This is a genomic window from Halopseudomonas sp. MFKK-1 (assembly GCF_027474385.1).
GTDB lineage: Bacteria > Pseudomonadota > Gammaproteobacteria > Pseudomonadales > Pseudomonadaceae > Halopseudomonas > Halopseudomonas aestusnigri.
In genome coordinates, this window is sequence record NZ_CP114836.1 from 3,431,405 (window position 1) to 3,450,189 (window position 18,785).

At 58.2% G+C, this 18,785-nt stretch carries 22 protein-coding genes; 7 read left to right on the forward strand and 15 right to left on the reverse strand.

Annotation, left to right across the window (positions count from 1 at the left end):
• Positions 1-108 precede the first annotated feature (108 nt).
• Both O5O48_RS15850 and O5O48_RS15855 read left to right on the forward strand, forming a co-directional pair.
• Positions 109-3,330 (forward strand): bifunctional diguanylate cyclase/phosphodiesterase, encoded by a 3,222-nt coding sequence (locus O5O48_RS15850; RefSeq protein ID WP_269687572.1) that lies wholly within the window; start codon positions 109-111, stop codon positions 3,328-3,330.
• Positions 3,331-3,459: 129 nt separating this feature from the next.
• Positions 3,460-3,996, forward strand: coding sequence for a glycine zipper 2TM domain-containing protein (locus O5O48_RS15855; protein ID WP_088275202.1), 537 nt, complete (start codon positions 3,460-3,462; stop codon positions 3,994-3,996).
• Positions 3,997-4,136: 140 nt separating this feature from the next.
• On the opposite strand, the gene O5O48_RS15860 is transcribed toward O5O48_RS15855, so the two are convergent.
• Entirely contained in the window at positions 4,137-5,030 is an 894-nt protein-coding gene (locus tag O5O48_RS15860; protein WP_269687573.1) for a LysR family transcriptional regulator, read from the reverse strand.
• A gap of 101 nt (positions 5,031-5,131) precedes the next feature.
• Between O5O48_RS15860 and O5O48_RS15865 the strand changes: the two genes are divergently transcribed.
• Positions 5,132-5,905 (forward strand): ferredoxin--NADP reductase, encoded by a 774-nt coding sequence (locus O5O48_RS15865; protein ID WP_088275206.1) that lies wholly within the window; start codon positions 5,132-5,134, stop codon positions 5,903-5,905.
• A 51-nt stretch (positions 5,906-5,956) separates the two neighbouring features.
• Here the strand turns inward: O5O48_RS15865 and O5O48_RS15870 are convergent, their stop codons facing one another.
• Genes O5O48_RS15870 through aroC form a run of 4 tightly spaced genes read right to left on the reverse strand, consistent with a single transcriptional unit; the run spans position 5,957 to position 8,955 of the window.
• On the reverse strand, positions 5,957-6,142 hold the full coding sequence (locus O5O48_RS15870) for a PLDc N-terminal domain-containing protein (RefSeq protein WP_088275208.1): 186 nt from the start codon (positions 6,140-6,142) through the stop codon (positions 5,957-5,959).
• A gap of 60 nt (positions 6,143-6,202) precedes the next feature.
• Positions 6,203-6,673 (reverse strand): hypothetical protein, encoded by a 471-nt coding sequence (locus O5O48_RS15875; protein WP_269687574.1) that lies wholly within the window; start codon positions 6,671-6,673, stop codon positions 6,203-6,205.
• A 13-nt stretch (positions 6,674-6,686) separates the two neighbouring features.
• Positions 6,687-7,847 (reverse strand): MFS transporter, encoded by a 1,161-nt coding sequence (locus tag O5O48_RS15880; protein ID WP_269687575.1) that lies wholly within the window; start codon positions 7,845-7,847, stop codon positions 6,687-6,689.
• A 16-nt stretch (positions 7,848-7,863) separates the two neighbouring features.
• The gene (aroC, locus tag O5O48_RS15885) at positions 7,864-8,955 is read right to left on the reverse strand and encodes a chorismate synthase (RefSeq protein ID WP_269687576.1); all 1,092 of its coding nucleotides are present in this window, start codon (positions 8,953-8,955) and stop codon (positions 7,864-7,866) included.
• 110 nt (positions 8,956-9,065) lie between these two features.
• Between aroC and O5O48_RS15890 the strand changes: the two genes are divergently transcribed.
• On the forward strand, positions 9,066-9,839 hold the full coding sequence (locus O5O48_RS15890; protein WP_088275215.1) for a sulfite exporter TauE/SafE family protein: 774 nt from the start codon (positions 9,066-9,068) through the stop codon (positions 9,837-9,839).
• A 102-nt stretch (positions 9,840-9,941) separates the two neighbouring features.
• Positions 9,942-10,721: a hypothetical protein gene (locus O5O48_RS15895; protein ID WP_269687577.1), complete on the forward strand. Its 780-nt coding sequence runs from the start codon at positions 9,942-9,944 to the stop codon at positions 10,719-10,721.
• 18 nt (positions 10,722-10,739) lie between these two features.
• On the opposite strand, the gene prmB is transcribed toward O5O48_RS15895, so the two are convergent.
• Positions 10,740-11,651 (reverse strand): 50S ribosomal protein L3 N(5)-glutamine methyltransferase, encoded by a 912-nt coding sequence (gene prmB, locus O5O48_RS15900; protein WP_269687578.1) that lies wholly within the window; start codon positions 11,649-11,651, stop codon positions 10,740-10,742.
• A gap of 3 nt (positions 11,652-11,654) precedes the next feature.
• Positions 11,655-11,798, reverse strand: coding sequence for a hypothetical protein (locus tag O5O48_RS15905; RefSeq protein WP_228247692.1), 144 nt, complete (start codon positions 11,796-11,798; stop codon positions 11,655-11,657).
• Here O5O48_RS15905 and O5O48_RS15910 point away from each other — a divergent pair.
• Positions 11,797-12,369 carry a Smr/MutS family protein gene (locus O5O48_RS15910; protein WP_088275421.1) on the forward strand — a complete coding sequence of 191 codons (573 nt, stop codon included), beginning with the start codon at positions 11,797-11,799 and terminating at the stop codon, positions 12,367-12,369. The genes O5O48_RS15905 and O5O48_RS15910 overlap by 2 nt on opposite strands.
• A gap of 114 nt (positions 12,370-12,483) precedes the next feature.
• Here the strand turns inward: O5O48_RS15910 and O5O48_RS15915 are convergent, their stop codons facing one another.
• Both O5O48_RS15915 and O5O48_RS15920 read right to left on the reverse strand, forming a co-directional pair.
• Entirely contained in the window at positions 12,484-13,161 is a 678-nt protein-coding gene (locus O5O48_RS15915) for a nitroreductase (protein ID WP_269687579.1), read from the reverse strand.
• 166 nt (positions 13,162-13,327) lie between these two features.
• Positions 13,328-13,549 carry a hypothetical protein gene (locus O5O48_RS15920; RefSeq protein ID WP_269687580.1) on the reverse strand — a complete coding sequence of 74 codons (222 nt, stop codon included), beginning with the start codon at positions 13,547-13,549 and terminating at the stop codon, positions 13,328-13,330.
• Positions 13,550-13,710: 161 nt separating this feature from the next.
• Here O5O48_RS15920 and O5O48_RS15925 point away from each other — a divergent pair, with 161 nt between their 5' ends.
• Positions 13,711-14,082: a hypothetical protein gene (locus O5O48_RS15925; RefSeq protein WP_088275224.1), complete on the forward strand. Its 372-nt coding sequence runs from the start codon at positions 13,711-13,713 to the stop codon at positions 14,080-14,082.
• A 28-nt stretch (positions 14,083-14,110) separates the two neighbouring features.
• On the opposite strand, the gene O5O48_RS15930 is transcribed toward O5O48_RS15925, so the two are convergent.
• The 6 genes from O5O48_RS15930 to O5O48_RS15955 form a co-directional block, all read right to left on the reverse strand.
• Positions 14,111-14,983, reverse strand: a complete 873-nt coding sequence (locus O5O48_RS15930; RefSeq protein ID WP_233049477.1) for a diguanylate cyclase — start codon at positions 14,981-14,983, stop codon at positions 14,111-14,113.
• Positions 14,984-15,075: 92 nt separating this feature from the next.
• On the reverse strand, positions 15,076-15,471 hold the full coding sequence (locus O5O48_RS15935; protein ID WP_269687581.1) for a VOC family protein: 396 nt from the start codon (positions 15,469-15,471) through the stop codon (positions 15,076-15,078).
• 370 nt (positions 15,472-15,841) lie between these two features.
• Positions 15,842-16,141 (reverse strand): hypothetical protein, encoded by a 300-nt coding sequence (locus tag O5O48_RS15940; RefSeq protein ID WP_269687582.1) that lies wholly within the window; start codon positions 16,139-16,141, stop codon positions 15,842-15,844.
• 183 nt (positions 16,142-16,324) lie between these two features.
• Entirely contained in the window at positions 16,325-16,696 is a 372-nt protein-coding gene (locus tag O5O48_RS15945; RefSeq protein ID WP_269687583.1) for a hypothetical protein, read from the reverse strand.
• 478 nt (positions 16,697-17,174) lie between these two features.
• Positions 17,175-17,762, reverse strand: a complete 588-nt coding sequence (locus O5O48_RS15950; protein WP_269687584.1) for a hypothetical protein — start codon at positions 17,760-17,762, stop codon at positions 17,175-17,177.
• Between the two features lie 100 nt (positions 17,763-17,862).
• Complete coding sequence (locus tag O5O48_RS15955; RefSeq protein ID WP_269687585.1) at positions 17,863-18,228, reverse strand: cupin domain-containing protein; 366 nt, start codon at positions 18,226-18,228, stop codon at positions 17,863-17,865.
• Positions 18,229-18,785 lie beyond the last annotated feature (557 nt).

An 18,785-nucleotide genomic window follows, 5' to 3' on the forward strand; every position in this document is an offset into this window, starting at 1 on the left:
GCGCACGGCTATCTTCAAGGAAGGAAGGAATCAGCCAAACAGCCCGGCAATTTGCGGGGCTGAAGCGGCGCCGGGGCAAGACGGCCCCACTGAATGGATCAGAAACCAATGCCAGGCAATACAGGCACTTACTCACCAGATGCCGTAGACGGGTCAGAGACGCCCTTTAATCTGCTGTTTCACGGCATGCCCTGCCCTGCCCTGATGATCGAACCAGATTCTCAGCGGATCATCGACCTCAACAGGGCCTTCACCCAACACTTTCAATGGCAGCCGGACCACGTTCTTAACCAGCCCGTCGCCCGCTTTCCGCTTTGGGGTCGCCCGGCGCACTGGCGCGCCCTGATCAGCGCGCTTGAACAAGAGGGCTGCCTGCGCGACCGACCCATAAACCTGCTGGGTCGTGACGGCAACTTGCAGCAGTGCCGCCTGAGCATGGACAGGATCGACAGCAACGGCCGGCAACGCATATTGCTCAGCCTGCTTCCGGTCATATCGCCACTGCCCTCCTGCACTGACGAATTCACCAGCAGCAACGTCCCGCAATTGATGCTGGACCTGGACAGCCGCCGTATCCTGCAGGTCAATCCGAGCTTCGAACGCCTCAGCGGGCTTGGCAATGAGGACTGTCAGGGCCGGACCGTCGCGGAGCTTGGCTTGCTGCCGCGCTCGGTCAGCGACCGCCTGCACGCCAGACTGGTCAATGGCGGGGTACTGGAGGGCGAGGAGTTCAGAGTCCGGTTACCTGGCGGCCAGAGCAGCGACGTTTCACTGCATGCCGAAACGGTCCTGCACCAGAACAGGCGCAGACTGATAGTGACGGTGCACGGTACCGGCCAGCTGAAAAACCGGGATCGCGCCCTGAGAGATAGCCAGGAACGCCTGCGACTGGCACTGGATGCCGCGCAGATGGGCATCTGGGACTGGAAACCGGGCAGTGACACCCTGCATTGCTCCGCCCGTGCCGCTGAGCTGAACGGCCTTGCGCCCGACGAGTGGCAGGGGTCGGCACGCGCCTTTCTGAGACGGATCGTCAGCGAAGACAAACGGGCCATTCGTCGCGCGCTGGTTACCATCTGTCGCGGCCATCAACCCCACTACCTCGTAACCTACAGGGTGCCGCACGGCAAGAGCGTACGCTGGCTGCAGGCCACAGCCACCCTGCACCTGGATTCTGCCGGGCAGCCTGCCCGCATCATCGGCACGGTTATGGACATTACTGATCAGCGCAAAAGCCAGAACGCTCTGGCCGAGAGCGAAGCCAAGTTTTCCATGCTGTTCCAGAGTGCGCCTGACGCCTATTGCCTGATCCATTGCGAAAGCCAGCGGATTATCGAGGTCAACCAGAGTTTTTCCCGAACCTTCGGTTATCCATTACCCGACCTGATCGGGCGCACGCCCAAGCAAGCCGGCCTGTGGAGCAACCATGAGGCAGACGCAGCACTCAACGAGGCCGCAACGGGCGCGCAAGAGCTACTCGAAAGACACTTCACCTTCGCCACACGCAGCGGCCATCTGCTGCTTTGCGAGACATCAACCACCCGCCTGCGCATCAACCGTCAGACCTGCGTGCTGTTCAGTTTCCGCGACATTACCGCACGCACCCAGGCGGAAGCCGCCCTGCGCGCCTCCGAGGACAAGTTCGCCAGAGCCTTCAGAGGCAGCCCAGATGCCATCACCATCAGCGAGAAACTGACCGGACGTTATCTGGAGGTAAACGACGGGTTTTGCCGCCTGACCGGCTATCGCGAGCAGGACGCCATCGGACACAGTGCAGACGAACTCAACCTCTGGGTGGAGCCAGGCCAGCTCGAGGAGCTGATTTACCAGATGGACCAGCAAGGCGGGGTCTACCATCGAGAGCTGGGCATGCGCAATCGCGCGGGAAGCGAATTGACCGTAGCCGTATCTGCCCAGCCGCTGAACGTAGAGGGACTGCAGTGCGTTCTGCTTACGGCGCGAGACGTCACCGAACACAAACGCATTGAAGCCAAGGTCAAACATCTGGCTTACCACGATGCGCTGACCAACCTGCCAAACCGGTTGCTGCTAAGTGATCGACTGAGTCAGCTCAATGCGCTCTATCAACGCCACGCTCTGCGTGGCGCACTGCTGTTTTTCGACCTGGATCACTTCAAGCATATCAACGACTCGCTCGGGCACTCCTGTGGTGATGCCGTACTGCAGGAGGTCACTCGCCGCCTGCTCGGCCGCGCCCGTGCTGAAGACACCGTGGCCCGGCTGGGCGGAGACGAATTTGTTGTACTGCTCAGCGGCCTGCACTCCAGCGGTACAGCCTTGCGCCAGGAGGTGGCCAATACTGCGCAGGCGTTGCTTGATACCATTTCCGAGCCAATGCAGATTGAAGGTCACGCCCTGCGACTCAGCGCCAGTATCGGTATTGCCCTGATCCCGGAACATGGCGACAGCGCCGAAGACCTGCTCAAGCGCGCAGATATCGCGCTCTACCGGGTCAAAGAGGACGGTCGCGACGGCATTGCCTTCTTCGAACAGGCCATGCAGGTCGCTGCCAGCGAACGCCTGGCCATCGAGTCGGAGCTGCGCAAGGCCTTCAGTGACAACCAGCTGAGGCTGCATTACCAGCCGCAGGTAGTCTACGGCAGCCAGAAGATTCTCGGTGCCGAGGCCCTGCTGCGCTGGCAGCATCCTGAACGCGGCCTGATTGGTCCATCAGCGTTTATCGACGTCTTGGAGCAAAGCAGCCTGATCTTTGATGCCGGCCGCTGGATTCTTGCCCGGGCCTGCGAGTGCATCGCCGGGCTGCTGACAGATCAACTGGTCAACCCCGACACATTCTGCCTCAGCGTAAACATCAGCCCCAGGCAATTCCGCCATCCCAACTTCGTGGGCGACGTGTTGGGTGCTATCCGCCAGCATGCCATCCCGACACGCTGCCTGAGCCTGGAAATCACCGAAGGTATCGTCATTGAAAACATCAACGACACCATCGACAAGATGAACGAACTGCGCCAGCACGGCGTGCATTTCTCCATTGATGACTTCGGCACCGGCTACTCCTCGCTCAGTTACCTCAAGCGACTGCCAGTCGACCTGCTGAAGATCGATCAGTCGTTCGTGCGCGACTGCACCGGCAATGCCAACGATGCCGAGATTATTCGCGCCATCATCGCCATTGCCTCCAGCCTGCATATGGATCTGATCGCCGAAGGCGTGGAAACCCGCGACCAGTTGAACTTCCTCCACGCCCAGGGCTGCGACCAGTTCCAGGGCTACCTGTTCAGCCCGCCGGTGGACGAGCACCGCTTTCGCGAGCTGCTGGCAAGCGGCGGCTTTGCACAACAGCACTGAAGCGCCAAGCCGTTCACAAAGCTGACGTTTCGAGGCGAGCTACGGGAACCGGATCAGGCCGACAGCAGTCCATATGCGCATACACCGCAAGATCGCGGACACAGTCATAGACATAAAGGAGTATCCATCATGAACAAGTCTATGTTGACGGGCATTCTGGTCGGCGCGGCTCTGGCCACGGCCGGCGGCGCCATTGCCGGTTACACCGCCTTTGCGGACAGAACTCCCACCGAGGCTGACGTTCTTGATGTTGTCGAGATCACCCAGACCCAGCGTACCCCGCGCGAAGTCTGCAACGATGTCGCCGTCACCCGGCAGAAGCCGGTACAGGACCAGAATCGAATTCTTGGCACGATCGCCGGCGCTGTAGTGGGTGGCGCGCTGGGTAATCAGGTAGGCGGCGGCAACGGCAAGAAGATTGCCACTGTAGCCGGCGCCGCAGCCGGTGGTTACGCAGGCAACCGCATCCAGGAAAACATGCAGAACAACAGCACCTACACCACCACCGAGCGCCGCTGTGAGACCGTCTACGACAGCCACGATGAAGTGGTTGGCTATAACGTCAAATACCGCATCGGTGACGAAACCGGTACCGTGCGCATGGACCACAAACCCGGCGCTACCATCCCGCTAAAAGATGGCGAGCTGGTGCTGAGCAGCAACTGATCATTGCTGGCGGTAAACGAAGCCGCAGCGCGCAAGCGTTGCGGCTTTTTTGCTGCCCCCACGAAAACCGCAGGGGCGCGACATGACGCGACCGCCGCCCCAAGGCATACCAAAAAAGCCGGCCACGGCATGCGGCGGCCCTACGCTAATCCCTCTGTACTTTCCCTGCACAACGCCAGCCAGCGCTCCACCCCGGCGCTGCGAAACTTCTGCCGGTGCAGAGCGAAGTAAAACCGGCGATGAAAGTCCCGATGGGGCACCGGCAGCGGTACCAGCCGGCCGCGCTTGAACGCATCCACCAGGGTAATCTCGGACAGGCAGCCCACACCAAGCCCTGCCTCCACCGCCCGCTTGATGGCTTCGGTGTGCTGCAACTCCAACTTGATATTCAGCTCGGGTAGCAGGCCGTGCATCGCCCACTCAAAGTGCTGGCGGGTACCGGAACCGGGCTCACGCACGATCCAGGCAGCGCTTAGCAAATCGTCGTCGGTCAGCCAGGGCTTGCCGGCCAGCGGGTGATCCGGTGCACAGAACACCACCAGCTCGTCGTCACGCCAATGGATCATCTCCAGATCAGGGTGTCGACTCTCCCCTTCGATCAGCCCCAGATCCAGCTCAAAGTTGGCCACCTTGCGCACGATGGCCTCGGTGTTCGCCACCTCCAACTCGACCCGCGCGCCGGCCTGCTCGCCCATATAACGGGCCATAATCTCGACCGCCAGATAGTTGCCGATACTGAGTGTCGCGCCGACCCGCAGGTGACCAAGCTCCTGGTGCCGGGCCAGCGCACTCTCCAGACCGCGCGCCTGCTCAAGCAGTGCCTCAGCCCGCGGCCTGATGCTTTCGCCCAGCTCGTTCAGCTGCAATCGCTTGCCTACCCGATCAAACAACTGCACATCAAACTGGCTTTCCAGATCCTTCAATGCACTGCTGGCCGCCGACTGCGACATCGACAGGCTGGCCGCTGCACGCGTGAGGTTTTCATGGAAAGCCGTGGCGAGGAATACCTCAAGCTGGCGAAGGGTGTATTTCATAATCGGTTTTCCCGAATAGTCATATATGAATTATCCGTTTAGCCGATAGATTAACCCCGCGTAGACTCGCCGACCAAGAGATCTTCACTACTGGAGGCGACATGTCAGGCTTCAACACCGAAAAAGTACTCAGCGTGCACCACTGGACAGACACTCTGTTCAGCTTCAGGACCACCCGTGATCCCGGTTTCCGTTTCAAGAACGGTCACTTCATCATGATCGGTCTGGAAGTCGAAGGCCGCCCGCTGATGCGCGCCTACAGCATCGCCAGCCCGAACCACGAAGACACGCTGGAGTTCTTCAGCATCAAGGTGCCGGATGGCCCTTTGACCTCGCGCCTGCAGAACATCAATGCAGGCGACCAGATCATGATCAGCCGCAAGCCCACCGGCACGCTGGTGCTGGATCACCTGATCCCGGGCCGCAACCTGTATCTGCTCAGCACCGGTACCGGTCTGGCGCCGTTTATCAGCATCATCCAGGACCCGGAAACCTACGAGCAGTACGACAAGGTGATCCTGACTCACGGCTGCCGCAACGTCAGCGACCTGGCCTATCAGGATCTGATCAACGACGTGCTGCCCAATAACGAGTACTTCGGCGATCTGGTACGTGAAAAGCTGATCTACTACCCGACGGTGACCCGCGAGCCGTTCCGCAACCAGGGCCGCCTGACCGACCTGATGAGCAACGGCAAGCTGTTTTCCGACATCGGCCTGCCGCAGTTCGATCTGGAACAGGATCGCTTCATGCTGTGCGGCAGCCCGAGCATGCTCAAGGACTGCTGTGAAATTCTCGACGCCAACGGCTTCAAGGAAGCCCGCCACGGCGACCAGGGCCACTACGTGATTGAGCGCGCCTTCGTCGAGAAATAAAGCCCCAAGTGTAACGAAAAAGGCCCCGGTGCTTTCGCACCGGGGCCTTTTCTATGCCCTGCTTCCGCGCGGGCCAGCGACGAACCAGATAATCAACCCCAGCAGTGGCAACAGCACCACCAGCAGAATCCACAACAGCTTCATGCCCATCTCGGAGCGACTCTGCAAAATATTGATGATGGCCCAGATATCCCCGATCAAGATCAGCAGCCCAAGCAGACCGCCACCTGTTCCCATGTTCATTGCCTTCCCCCTTGGCGTTGGTGTGTCCACCACACTATAGATCATGCGGAGAAGTCAGATATCCAATGGCAACAAGCCCGACAGTGTTGGCGCTTCAAGCGGATGGTACGTCAATGCCGAGTCTTCGGCTGCGCTGTCCTGCCAGCGGCAGTCAGTACCGGCGGCGGGCAAGATGGCCTGCTCAAGGCCTGCAGGCAGAGAAATACGGTCACCCGCGCGCAGCGCAATCACCATTGCCCAAGCGCCGGTACCAAGGCATAACCGCAGCCGTCCAGCCTGCACCGTTCGCACCACAGCGCCGCAGCAAAACAGGTTCGCCTCGGTGAGCTGCTCTTCCACCTGCTGGTAGGCCGGCATGCCATGAGCATCATGTATGCGGCTGACAGCGGCGGGCTGAGGCTCGGCATCTGCAATGGTCAGCGACAGCCCCCTCTCCTGCAGCGCGCACTGGATATCCTCAAGATGGGTCAGCACCCGTCGAGGGCACTGCAGATCACCACCGTCGTATATTGCCAGTATGCTCATCAATCCCCCGTGCTCAGTCCGCTTCTCGCAGCCGCAGGCTCAGGATGACCGCCGCAGCCAATGCTGCCAGAGCCGCCACCCCGAATGTCAGCGTAGGGCCAACGCCCTGCCAGGCATATCCTGAATACAGCGCCCCCAAGGCACCGCCCACACCCGCCAGCGTCGCATAAAGCGCCTGCCCCTGTCCCTGATACCTTTCGCCAAAGCGTTGCTGAACGAAGTGAATGGCGGCTACATGGAAGGCGCCAAAGGTGGCCGCGTGCAGGATCTGGGCAAAGATCAGCACGGACAAATGATCGGCCAGGGTGCCGAGCAATACCCAGCGCAATGACGCGATCAGGAAACTGGCGACCAGCAGCGCCCGCAGGCTGAACACACCCAGCACCCGATGCATGACCAGAAACAGCAGGATTTCCGCAACCACTCCAAGCGCCCAGAGCGCGCCGATCAACCCGCGCCCATAACCCAGCGCTTCCAAGTGAATACTCAGGAAGGTGTAATACGGCCCGTGCGAGAGCTGCATCAGCGCCACACACAGGAAGAATGCCGGTACACCCGGCCGCCAGAGTCGCCGGAGGAAGCCGTCAGCGTGCTCCTGCGCAGCGGCAGGTTGCTGCGGTGGCGCTGGCACCAGCGCGCTGCACAGACTGATCAGCAGCATGATGCCGAGCATGGCCATGGGATAAACCCCCATCCCCTCGCGCTGCAGCAGCATGCCGAGCAAGACGACGGTAAGGATGAACCCCACTGACCCCCAAAGCCGGAGCTGACTGTAACGGGAAGACTGGCTACCCAGATGCGCCAGAGTAATGGCCTCGAACTGCGGCAGCACGGCATGCCAGAAGAAACTGTGCAGGGCCATGATCGCCGCCAGCCACCAGTAGTCCTGCCGCCAGAAAATGCCGGCAAACGTCAGCGCCGTCAGCAGCGCGCCCACCCGCACAATCAACAGGCGCTGACCTGTCGCATCGCCCAGCCAACCCCAGAGATTGGGCGCAATGCAGCGCATCAGCATCGGAATGGCAACCAGCTCGCCAATGCGCGCGGGCTCAAACCCGAGGGACTCGAAATACAGTGAGAGAAAAGGCGCTACTCCGCCCAACAGGGCGAAGTAGGCAAAATAGAAACCGGACAGCCGCCAGTACGGCAGCGGAGAACCCGCGACGGCGCTCACGGCTGACCGTGCCGACTCAAAGCTGGCCCAGTACCGGGGTCGTCACCTTGACGTCGGCGTTCTGCGCGCGGTGGCGCAGCAGATGATCCATCAGCACCAGCGCCATCATCGCCTCGGCGATGGGGGTCGCGCGGATGCCAACGCAGGGGTCATGACGGCCCTTGGTAATCACGTCCACCGGCTGACCATTGACGTCGATCGAGCGGCCCGGTGTGGTGATGCTGGAGGTTGGTTTCAGTGCCAGGCTAGCGACAATCGGCTGACCGGACGAGATACCGCCGAGCACGCCACCGGCCTGATTGCTGAGGAAGCCTTGCGGAGTCAGCTCGTCACGGTGTTCGGTGCCGCGCTGGGCAACCGAAGCGAAACCGGCACCAATCTCGACGCCCTTGACCGCGTTGATGCTCATCAGCGCATAGGCCAGCTCCGCGTCCAGACGGTCAAAGATCGGCTCACCCAGCCCCGGCGGCACGCCTTCGGCGACGACGGTAATCTTCGCGCCGACCGAATCCTGGTCGCGACGCAGCTGATCCATGTAGGCTTCCAGTTCGGCAATCTTGTCCGGATCAGCGCTGAAGAACGCGTTGTCGTTGACACCATCCCAGCTCTTGAACGGAATCTCGATCGGACCCAGCTGACTCATGTACCCGCGTACCTGAACGCCCTGGGTTGCAAGGTACTTCTTGGCAATCGCACCGGCGGCAACGCGCATCGCTGTTTCACGCGCCGAAGAACGGCCACCGCCGCGGTAATCGCGCAGGCCGTACTTGTGGTGGTAGGTGTAATCGGCGTGGGCCGGACGGAACAGATCCTTGATCGCCGAGTAGTCCTTGGACTTCTGATCGGTGTTGCGAATCAGCAGACCAATCGGGCAACCGGTGGTCACGCCCTCAAATACGCCAGACAGGATCTCGACCTCATCGGGTTCCTGACGCTGGGTGGTGTGGCGGCTGGTGCCGGGCTTGCGGCGATCCAGATCACGCTGCAGGTCTTCGCTCGACAGCGGCAGGCCGGGAGGGCAGCCATCCACAATGGCGACCAGAGCCGGGCCGTGGCTTTCGCCAGCCGTGGTAACAGTGAAGAGAGTACCAAGCGTGTTTCCAGACATACCAAGAACCTGAGCTGAACATGGGCAGTGCGGCAGTATACCCGCTGGCCGATAGCGGTGACAGCCTGAAGACCGCCCGTTAGGCTACCCCCTTTTGCCGGAGCCACCCAATGAGCGAGCTGTTGCCGCTGCTGCTGCCCGAAAACCTTGCCCCGCAGTGGGCGCTACTGCTGATTCTGACAGCCGCGCTGACCTCCGCTGTCACTGCGGCCATGGGCGCCGGTGGCGGTGTCATGCTGCTGGCCGTGATGGCGCTGGTCATGCCGGCAGCCGCCATTATCCCGGTGCACGGCATGGTCCAGCTGGGTTCCAACGCCAATCGCGTGCTGCTGACCTGGCGAGACGTCAACTGGCGAGTAATCGCCTGGTTTGCTCCCGGCGTCATCCTCGGCGCATATGCCGCCAGCCTGCTGCTGGTGCGTCTGCCACTGGAGCTGGTTCAACTCAGCATCGCCGCATTCATCCTTGTGCTGTGCTGGGGGCCGGCGATCCCCAAGGTTGCCACCGGCCCCGTTGGCACCCTGCTCGCCTCCACCGTCACCAGTTTTGTCAGCCTGTTTGTTGGCGCCACCGGCCCGCTGGTTGCCGCCTTCATCAAACAGCAGCAGTCACACCGCCGGCTGCAAACGGTTGCCACCTTTGCCGCCGCCATGACCCTGCAGCATCTGCCCAAGGCCTTTGCCTTTACGGCTGCCGGCTTCATCTTTCACGACTGGCTGGCACTGATAGCGGCCATGATTGCGGCAGGTGCAGGCGGTACATGGCTCGGCCTGCATCTGCTGAGACGCATGAGCGACCAGCATTTTGGTCGAATCTTCAACCTGGTGCTTACCCTGCTCGCCATTCGACTTGCCTGGGAAGCTGTTCACAACTGGCTGGCATGAGCCGCTGCATGCAGGTATTTATGTTACAGAATGGCGCTGCGCGGCCGATAAACCCGGAGTGAAATGCGCGACAATGCATTCGCAAAATGCCAGGAACCCCCAATGAGCCCAACCGACACGCTGGATGAAGGAGTTGCAACGGAGCACTCAGCCCCGAAGGATCCGTTCGCCCGCGCCAAGCCGTCGGACTCCTACTGGGTCCAGTTAAAGCCGATATTCAAGGCTCGCATCCTGGTGCATCCCGAACGCCTGGCCCAGATCGCTGTAACCCAGGAAAGTATCGCCTCGCTGGAATTGCTGCGCCTGCAGGTACGCTTTGAAGGAGAGCCGCTGCCGGAAACGGGCAACCGCATGGAAGTAATGGTGGACCACAAGCGCAAGCGCGTGCGCTTCGGCCCGGTGGACGGTGTGCAGATAGTGCCTGCCCAGCGTGGCCTTGGCACTTTCATGCTGGCCCAGCTGATTCACTGGTGTCAGCGCTACTGCGGCGACTACGCCGTCACCCCCATTGCCCTGCACAACAGCGACTCTGCCAACGAAGACGCTCGCAGCGCACGCGACGCCATTCTCAGCCGAGCCGGTTTTACCATCACGCCGATCGAGAGTGAGCCCGGTGCTGCGCTGGCTCAGGCCAACCGGGTTAACGACCTGATAGGCAGCTGGAACACCGAACGCATACAGCCGCTGCAGATCAACACCCTGCTGGCTCAACTGCGCGAAACCGAAGCCCTCAATCAGAAACAGGAAGGGCGAATCAACCAGCTGCAGGCCGCCATCGCCAGTTACAAACGCTCAGACTTGAGCAACCGCTTTGCCATCGGCTGTCTGATCGCCTTCTCGATCTTTCAGGCGTTGATGCTGCTGTGGGTCGTACTGCGCTGAGCCAGACGCCAGGAACGCTTACAGGCTCTCGGCAAACAGTGACTGGAAGTGACGGCACTGCTCTGCACTCAGCACAAACACACCGTGCCCACCGTGCCGGAACTTGACCCACTCAAAATCCACCTCGGGCCATTCGGCCATCACATGGACCATGCTGTTGCCAACCTCGATCACCAGCACGCCATCCTCGGTCAGATAGTCCGCCGCTTCCGCCAGCATCCGGCGCACCAGATCCAGTCCGTCGTCGCCGGCCGCCAGCCCCATTTCGGGCTCGTGGCGATACTCATCCGGCAGCGAGTCCATGTCTTCGGCATCCACGTAGGGCGGATTGCTGACGATCAGATCAAAATGCTCACCTGCCAGCCCGTCAAACCCGTCGGACCAGCGCGCCTCGACACGCTCGCCCAGCTCGTGCATCTCGATATTCTGCTCGGCGACCGCCAGTGCATCGGACGACAGATCCGCCAGCACCACCTCGGCCTCCGGGAAGGTATACGCGCAGGCAATGCCGATACAGCCGCTGCCGGTACACAGATCCAGAATGCGTTCGGGGTCGCGCTCCAGCCAGGGTTCAAAGCGGCTTTCAATCAACTCGGCAATCGGCGAGCGCGGCACCAGCACGCGGTCATCAACAATAAAATCCAGACCTGCAAAGCGTGCGTGACCGGTCAGATAAGCCGCCGGCATACGCAGACGAATGCGCTCCTCAAGCAACGCTACCACCGCATCGCGCTCCTCGTCCGTAACCCGGCACTGCAGATAGTCCTGCGGGGTCTCCCAGGGCAGGTAAAGTGCATGCAGGACCAGCAGCCGCGACTCATCCCAGGCGTTGTCGGTGCCGTGGCCAAAAAACAGCTCGGCCTGATGGAAGCGGCTCACGCCCCAACGGACGAGATCCTGAATGCTCTGCAGCGCAGCGTGTTCGCTCATGGGTCAATCCTTGTCTGGTTCAGGCCGCCATTCTACCTTGCCGAGCGCCGACGACCAGCGGGCGGGGCAAAATCGGTAACAACGCCGCCAGCTCATTTGCATCCGGCTGCTGTTACACTTCGGTTTTTGCGCGATGATCAGCAGCATGACACAGGACTCCTTCTCCGACGACGATCTCGACCTGTTCCGACAGGCCGTCAAGGGCGCCAGGCCCATCAAGCACCAGCAGGCCGACGTTGGCAAACCGCCGCGCGACCGCGCCAACATTGCCGCAAGCCGCCAGCGCGCGACCGTCAGGCAGAACGAGGTGGTGGTCGATGGTTTGTCCGATCAGTTCGTGATCGACGTAGACCCGGAACAGGAACTGGCCTGGGCCTCCAATGGCGTGCAGGACTCCCAACTGCGCAAGCTGAAGCAGGCGCATATCCCGTTTGACGGCTCAATCGACCTGCACGGTCTGACGATCGAGCGCGCCCGCGAACAGCTCTGGGCATTTCTGGCCGAAGCGGTGAAGCAGGAAATCCGCTGTGTGCGCGTCACCCACGGCAAGGCCCGCCGACTCGATGGCCGCAAACCGATGATGAAGAGCCACGTCAACACCTGGCTACGCCAGCACGACAGCGTCCTCGCGTTCGCCTCGTGCATACCGCGCCACGGCGGCACGGGCTCGGTCTATGTACTGCTGCGCAGAACCATGCTTGAAGGCAGGGATGACTGACAGGAAGCTGGAAGAAAGGATGATGTGGTATCGCAATCAAGGCAAACGGTTCCTCCGCCGCTGACCGTGGACACGCCCGCAAGGCGCATCCACTAGCCTGTACATACCCCGCGATTACTCACCGAAACCGACGAAGTTAGCCACATCAGCCACTTCGCGCCGACGCGACACCACTGCGTTGGCCGGAAAACTCTCATCCGGGTAACCCATCGCCACACAGATAATGATCACCTGATCATCCGGAATACCTGCATGCTCGCGTACCACCGGCGAATGCATGATGCCCTGACTGTTCACCACACATCCAAGACCACGCGACCAGGCCGCGTTGACCAGGCCGTTCACCAGCGCGCCGCAATCGAACTGGGCAATGTCGCCCTCGCGCAGCTGACGGTCGTAGGTCACGACGATGGACACCGGCGCATCAAACTGGCGGAAGCCGCGCAGCACCCAGTCCTGACGCTTCTCCTTGTCGTCACGGGCAATGCCCATGGCTTCGAACAACTGCACGGCAATCTCGACCTGACGCTGACGATGCAGACCCTCATAACTCCCGGAATCGCGGGTTTCCTTTGAGGGCTTTACGCCGGTGATCATGCGCTCGGTATTCTCCGCGCGAACGCGATCCAGCGGCTCGCCGGTCAAGACATGCAGGTGCCACGGCTGCGAGTTCATCGACGACGGCGCCCGGATCGCCAGACCAATAACCTCTTCCAGCACCGCGCGCGGAACCGGCTCAGGCTTGAATGCCCGGATACTGCGTCGCCCCAGCACCACATCATCGTAATTCATTGTTGTTCTCCTACGACAAGTCCCGCCCGAAGCCCGTGCCTCGGCGCCATTGGGAGCGGACGTTAGCACAGCAGACGGCACAGCTGACCCGGGTCAGCAGGTTGAAATGGCGGGCTATCACATCGCTGGATAACACAGAACAGGCTGACGACGCTCTCAGGCACCATCACCATCCCCACCACTGCTGCACCTTCAGCACCAAGCGCCAGATCGCGCCCAGCAGCGAGGGAAACAACAGCGGAAACAACAGCGCGGCCAGGGCAAACGCAACAACAGTGACGAGCAGATAGCGGCTATCGAGGAAGCCACCCCAGTACGCCAGCTCCTTGTTGACGCCCAGCCAGATCAGCGCAGCCGTGGGAACAGAAAAGACCAGCGAGGCAAGCATGCTGAGCAGGCGCATTTGCGCAGAAGGGTTAACGGCAGCGGGTTTGGACATACTCAACCAGTTTCATCCATGAATGACGGGGCTCAATCATCAGCGATGACGCAGTCGCAGGCAATGCCCTGTGCTAGAGTAGCCACTCGAATCCAGCCCGGGTAAGCCTCATGTTTGTATACGTCCTCATCGCCTGCGACCGTCTTGATGAAAAGCAGGAAAAAAAGCTCAGGCAGAACCTGCCAGCGCTGCAAGCCGCCCTGCAGACCTATGCTGATGAGAACGCCGCGACCACGGTAACCCTGATCAACGACTGTGAAAGCGACGATTGCGAAGACTGGCAGCTGGGCATCAGCCAGCAAGTCAAGAAACCGCTTCACCTGAACCCGCCGGTAAACCTGTTCAACAGTCTCGCCGAGCAGTACGACATCGATTGCGAAGTGGGATTCATCGAAGACGATACCCGCGAAGCCGTCAGCTACTTCGGCAAGCACGAAGGGCGCGGCGAGGCCTTCCTGATCGCCGGCTATCTGGGAATCTGACCCCAGCGCTGCGCAGGCCCGAACTCCGTCAGCGCTGAAGCACTACCCGATTGCGGCCTGCAGCCTTCGCTTCATACATGGCCCTGTCCGCCCGGCCGATGGCGTCCTCGACCGGCATTGAGCCCGCCAACGCCGCCACTCCGAACGAGGCCGTGACCTGAATATCGGCAAACTCGAAATCCAGCCGGGCGATGGACAGTCGCAACCGATCCATGATCTCGCCCGCCTGTTCCACAGTGGTATCAGGCATGCAGACGATAAACTCCTCACCGCCATAGCGATAAATGCGGTCATAGGGCCGCAGATGCGCCTTGACGCACTGCACCACATCAACCAGGACCACGTCACCGGCTACGTGGCCATAGGTATCATTCACCTTCTTGAAGTGATCAAGGTCCAGTAGCGCCAGAGCACAAGCCTGCCTGCCCCGCTCCACCAGCGCCTGCTGTTTGCGCAGTTCCGTCAGCAAGCCCCGCCGCGTCTGAATTTCGGTAAGCGGATCACGGTTGTTGGCAACTTCGGCAAACCTGTCCCGGGCACTCAGCACCGATAACCGCATCGTCTCCCGGCAACGCTCAAAAAAGTCCCATTCTGCCGGCGGGATCACCAGGCCATCCGCCGACAGTTGCAGTAACTTCCGAGCCTCGCTATGTACCACCTCATGCGCCTTTTGCAGCGCAACGTACTCATCCCGGTCATCGAGCAGGCGAGCAGCGTCACCCGCCAGCCACTTGCCGAAGGAGCAATGCAAGTGCGCATCAACGCACAGATCCGCCCGCTCCGCAGGTACGTGCGCAATTAAAACCTTGAGCAGATTTCTAAACCACTGATCGTGAAGATAAATGGCGTGATCCAGCTCAAGAATACCCAACTGCAACTCATGATTGGTCAAGGCATCCAATGCGGTAACTCTCTTCGGAGACAAGGTCCCACGTGCATGACAGCGAAAGCCAAAAACCGGCAGCCCTCGTAGCTGCAGTCCTACCGGTACCGTCAGGCTAGATAATACTGCTTAAATTCATCAGCGGGCTCACGATCGGAAAAGAGATAGACCGCGTTGCCGATAGGGTCCGTAACCGAGAACCCCCTGTCACCCCATGGGTGATCCTCCAGCGGCATGGCAACCTTCAAACCGGCCTCAACCAGCCTGGCGTGCTCAGCATCAACGTCATCAACCTTGAAATTGAGCATCACACCCGTGCCGGCAAACACCGGCATCCCCTCCTGAGGCTGCATAAATTGCAGCGTCGGGCCATCAGCACCGATGCGCAGATTGACATACCAGCCGCAATCGAAAATAGCGTCTGCCGAGAAGTAGCGGGTGTAGAAGTCACGGCAGGCCGCGACGTCATTGGTGCAAAAGCAGGGGGACAGATCAGTGATGTTCATGATGACTATTCATTATGCGTATCAGCTTGCGGATAGGAGTCGGGCAATAGCACGACCCGGTATATGCCGTGCACGGCTCTAGCTGCCTGTTAAAGCGTTTTCAATTGACAACTAACGCCTCGATCCAAATAGAAACAAGTGCACTATATGGCACCGGTTGATTAAAATATGACAGCGGGTCATTTATATGCAATACCGGCTCAATACCACCAAAGCCATTCGGTACAAATGACATTCCAGTCAATACAACAACGTGCGACGACATCTGACCAGAACTAACGTGTAATATTATTGCTCGGTCAGAGCTCAGAGTTTGATACAACGTCATTGGATCCGTAGGCGGTGCCAAAGTACTAAAGCGCCCTCCAAACTAACCTATCAAGTATTGAATCTGTTGCATAGAACCTGTTCTAACACAGGCAGGATTACCTATTCCGGCACAACAATAATTTGGATGAACGTTATTAGCCATTGCAACTAACGCACATTGGGCAGGCGTCTGTGCCGCCCCTCTTGTCGCATAAATTATTTGCTGCGCCACCGCAGCCCAACACCAAACATGCGTTTCCTGTTGGATATTTGGGATCGGCAAATTTACCGGCGGCGGAATCGGCTGACCTCTAACACTAGCCGACAGAAAAAGCATGAAGATAAATATGAGTTTTTTCATTTTCAGCTCCTGTCGATGTTTGATTATTCTCGAATTCTAAAGCCCCGAACAATTGAGTTACATAATGGAAAATTATTGCGATAAAAAAACACAACGATACCGCGATAATTTTGGCACGTAGCTTGCTCCGCGTGCATCGGATTGGTAGATGACACCTGCATTACGCCAGCAATCGATAAGACGTTATCTATACTTTGCCGGCAGCTGCTCTTTGACCTGTTTATAGAACCTTTCATCCTGAATAAACTTTATCACCCATGGCATATATCTGCTTTTCGATGAACTTCTTTCACCAGCCTTTTTTACCGCATCAGAACCCAGAAAAATAATTAACGCGCCAATCAAGTCTATAAATGCAAAGAATCTTTCAACGGGAATACTCGTCTCCAATTCGTTGGCGTAATCATCTACATCACCAATACTTTCCACCTTATCCAATAATATATCAACGTCAGACAATGTTAGATGCTCAATAAGCCCTGCGACCTCCTTCTTGACACCCTTCTTGAGAATATATCCTTCAAATATTTTATTTATTCTTTCTTCTGTGTTCATTTATTCGCTCCGAAGGCTGCCAAAAAATTCAACTAACGCCGCCATAAACGGCGCGAGCTTGCGAGCGTCCGGCGACCGTAGGGAGCGAATTTAATGGCCTTGTTAAAAGTCTTTTCTATCCGTGCGCAGCCCATGAGCCACCCCTTCCATGGTATGTTTCAGCTGACAGTGAAAATTGCATGCCGCAGTGATTGCACTTGAATTTGTAATGGACGATATCATCCCACGGACCTTCAACAGAAGCTTGATCAAATGGAGTAGTCCAGGCCTCATCGTTTCCGCCAACAACACTGAGAGTTCCATCGGCGACATTATCCTTCGCTACCCTCATGGCCTTCCTAAGCTCTGACGGGTGTGAGATTTCAAATCTTACTTGTAGATCTTGGCACTGGGTACAATCGTTCATGACTTTTAACGCCGTTATAACCGGCGCAGCTTTGCTGCGTCCGGCGCCGGAGGCGCGTAGTTAATAACCTTGTTATGTGTTTTCACCATCAGGCGACCCCCGGTAAATTTCGTAGATTTCATCAATAATTGGCTGAATATCCAGCCTTACGCCAAGAGATTCAAAGATGCCTGACTCTGTAAAAAACGCTCTAAAAAAGTGATACGGAACTTCGTCTCTTCGCATCTCAGGCCCTACATATGCCGGGTACACATGTCCCACTATAGGTTTCGACCACAAATATTTATCTAGATTCTCATCTAGATGCTCAAGATGATTCCTTAGATCTTTGTTTCGAATAGCGCTATCACTTTTTATATTAAAAGTTTTGCGTAAATTTTGAGCGCGCTTTTTATGAACGTTATCAACACCCTTGCTAATGGGCCAAAAATACTTAGAAAGGCTAGCGGTATGAATTAATAAATTTTGTATAGAGTCAAGAATTGGGTCAGTGAGGCTATCAAGATCTTCTGCTGTGTTTGAGGCCTCTAGGCACTGTACAAGGAATTGAACAGAAGCAAGTGCAGACTCCAAATTGAACCTAATAGCTTGACCGTAGAACGCAAGATGAGGGGGTTGAATCCCTTGAAACCTATCTATGTAGTCTTTCATTTCTTCCATGCCGACTCACAACACATAACGCCCACAGCATGCGCGGCTTTGGAATGGAGGCGAAGCCGCAATGGAAAAGACGTCGCCGTGCCTGCGATTGTTAACTGCTTTAGATCCAAACATCGTTTTCAGCTGTTTGGCTCCCAGTCTCCTCGCCAGTATTCACAACTCCCCGCGGCTCGATAAGCAAAACTTTCGCCTCATTTTCCGCAAAAGGCTTGTGTTCGATTCCCTTAGGGACAACGTACATTTCGCCCTCAGAGAGATTCACATGCCCATCTCTGAAATCGATTCTGAGACTACCCTCAAGCACGATGAAAGTTTCATCTGTATCTTTGTGGTCATGCCACACGAACTCGCCCTGAATTTTAACGACCTTGAACTGATAGTCATTCATCTCAGCAATCACCTTAGGTGACCACTGCTCATTGAAAAGACCCAACTTGTTTTTGAAATTTACCGCCTGATAGTTCATCCGAACTCCTTTCCGATTGCAGTTAACAGCTGATTGGACCGACGGCTTCATAACTGCATATGAGTGACTTCCTCATAACAACACCTCCCGCCGCCCCGCTAGAAAAATAAAACTCTTTATAAGCAATAACTTACGATCAGCAGCGCAACCCAATCCGTATTCGCTTGACCGCTTCATATTCACGCTTCAATCACTCCCCTACCCGCCAATGTCGAGCGCGCAGGCGCGGGCACGCCGCCTCGACCGAGGTTGCTGATAGATGAATAGACAGGGAGTGAAGATGGGCACCATCCTTGGGCTCTCGTGACATGGCGGCTTTCCATACAAAGAAAATAGCGCTGTCTCCCTGACGGGTAAAGCACTTATTCCCTGTGGGGTTACACAGGCGAAGCTCCGTTGGTACGCCGCTCTGCCCGCAAACCGCAGATTGCCAAACCCACTGCCAGCGGCGGGTGTCCGGCGGCCAGTAGGATCATTTGCCCTGCTCCACTGGCTGCGCCCGGCCAGCCGGTTGGCGTAGCTGGAGTACATCCAAAGTCAGTAGATCACGCACTTGA

What these genes read in the sequence shown, in the direction of transcription:
- O5O48_RS15850 (WP_269687572.1), top strand. Translation starts at nt 109, where the DNA reads ATGCCAGGCAATACAGGCACTTACTCACCAGATGCCGTAGACGGGTCA.
- O5O48_RS15855 (WP_088275202.1), top strand. Translation starts at nt 3,460, where the DNA reads ATGAACAAGTCTATGTTGACGGGCATTCTGGTCGGCGCGGCTCTGGCC.
- O5O48_RS15860 (WP_269687573.1), bottom strand. Translation starts at nt 5,030, where the DNA reads ATGAAATACACCCTTCGCCAGCTTGAGGTATTCCTCGCCACGGCTTTC.
- O5O48_RS15865 (WP_088275206.1), top strand. Translation starts at nt 5,132, where the DNA reads ATGTCAGGCTTCAACACCGAAAAAGTACTCAGCGTGCACCACTGGACA.
- O5O48_RS15870 (WP_088275208.1), bottom strand. Translation starts at nt 6,142, where the DNA reads ATGGGAACAGGTGGCGGTCTGCTTGGGCTGCTGATCTTGATCGGGGAT.
- O5O48_RS15875 (WP_269687574.1), bottom strand. Translation starts at nt 6,673, where the DNA reads ATGAGCATACTGGCAATATACGACGGTGGTGATCTGCAGTGCCCTCGA.
- aroC (WP_269687576.1), bottom strand. Translation starts at nt 8,955, where the DNA reads ATGTCTGGAAACACGCTTGGTACTCTCTTCACTGTTACCACGGCTGGC.
- O5O48_RS15890 (WP_088275215.1), top strand. Translation starts at nt 9,066, where the DNA reads ATGAGCGAGCTGTTGCCGCTGCTGCTGCCCGAAAACCTTGCCCCGCAG.
- O5O48_RS15895 (WP_269687577.1), top strand. Translation starts at nt 9,942, where the DNA reads ATGAGCCCAACCGACACGCTGGATGAAGGAGTTGCAACGGAGCACTCA.
- prmB (WP_269687578.1), bottom strand. Translation starts at nt 11,651, where the DNA reads ATGAGCGAACACGCTGCGCTGCAGAGCATTCAGGATCTCGTCCGTTGG.
- O5O48_RS15910 (WP_088275421.1), top strand. Translation starts at nt 11,797, where the DNA reads ATGACACAGGACTCCTTCTCCGACGACGATCTCGACCTGTTCCGACAG.
- O5O48_RS15905 (WP_228247692.1), bottom strand. Translation starts at nt 11,798, where the DNA reads ATGCTGCTGATCATCGCGCAAAAACCGAAGTGTAACAGCAGCCGGATG.
- O5O48_RS15915 (WP_269687579.1), bottom strand. Translation starts at nt 13,161, where the DNA reads ATGAATTACGATGATGTGGTGCTGGGGCGACGCAGTATCCGGGCATTC.
- O5O48_RS15920 (WP_269687580.1), bottom strand. Translation starts at nt 13,549, where the DNA reads ATGCTTGCCTCGCTGGTCTTTTCTGTTCCCACGGCTGCGCTGATCTGG.
- O5O48_RS15925 (WP_088275224.1), top strand. Translation starts at nt 13,711, where the DNA reads ATGTTTGTATACGTCCTCATCGCCTGCGACCGTCTTGATGAAAAGCAG.
- O5O48_RS15935 (WP_269687581.1), bottom strand. Translation starts at nt 15,471, where the DNA reads ATGAACATCACTGATCTGTCCCCCTGCTTTTGCACCAATGACGTCGCG.
- O5O48_RS15940 (WP_269687582.1), bottom strand. Translation starts at nt 16,141, where the DNA reads ATGAAAAAACTCATATTTATCTTCATGCTTTTTCTGTCGGCTAGTGTT.
- O5O48_RS15945 (WP_269687583.1), bottom strand. Translation starts at nt 16,696, where the DNA reads ATGAACACAGAAGAAAGAATAAATAAAATATTTGAAGGATATATTCTC.
- O5O48_RS15950 (WP_269687584.1), bottom strand. Translation starts at nt 17,762, where the DNA reads ATGGAAGAAATGAAAGACTACATAGATAGGTTTCAAGGGATTCAACCC.
- O5O48_RS15955 (WP_269687585.1), bottom strand. Translation starts at nt 18,228, where the DNA reads ATGAACTATCAGGCGGTAAATTTCAAAAACAAGTTGGGTCTTTTCAAT.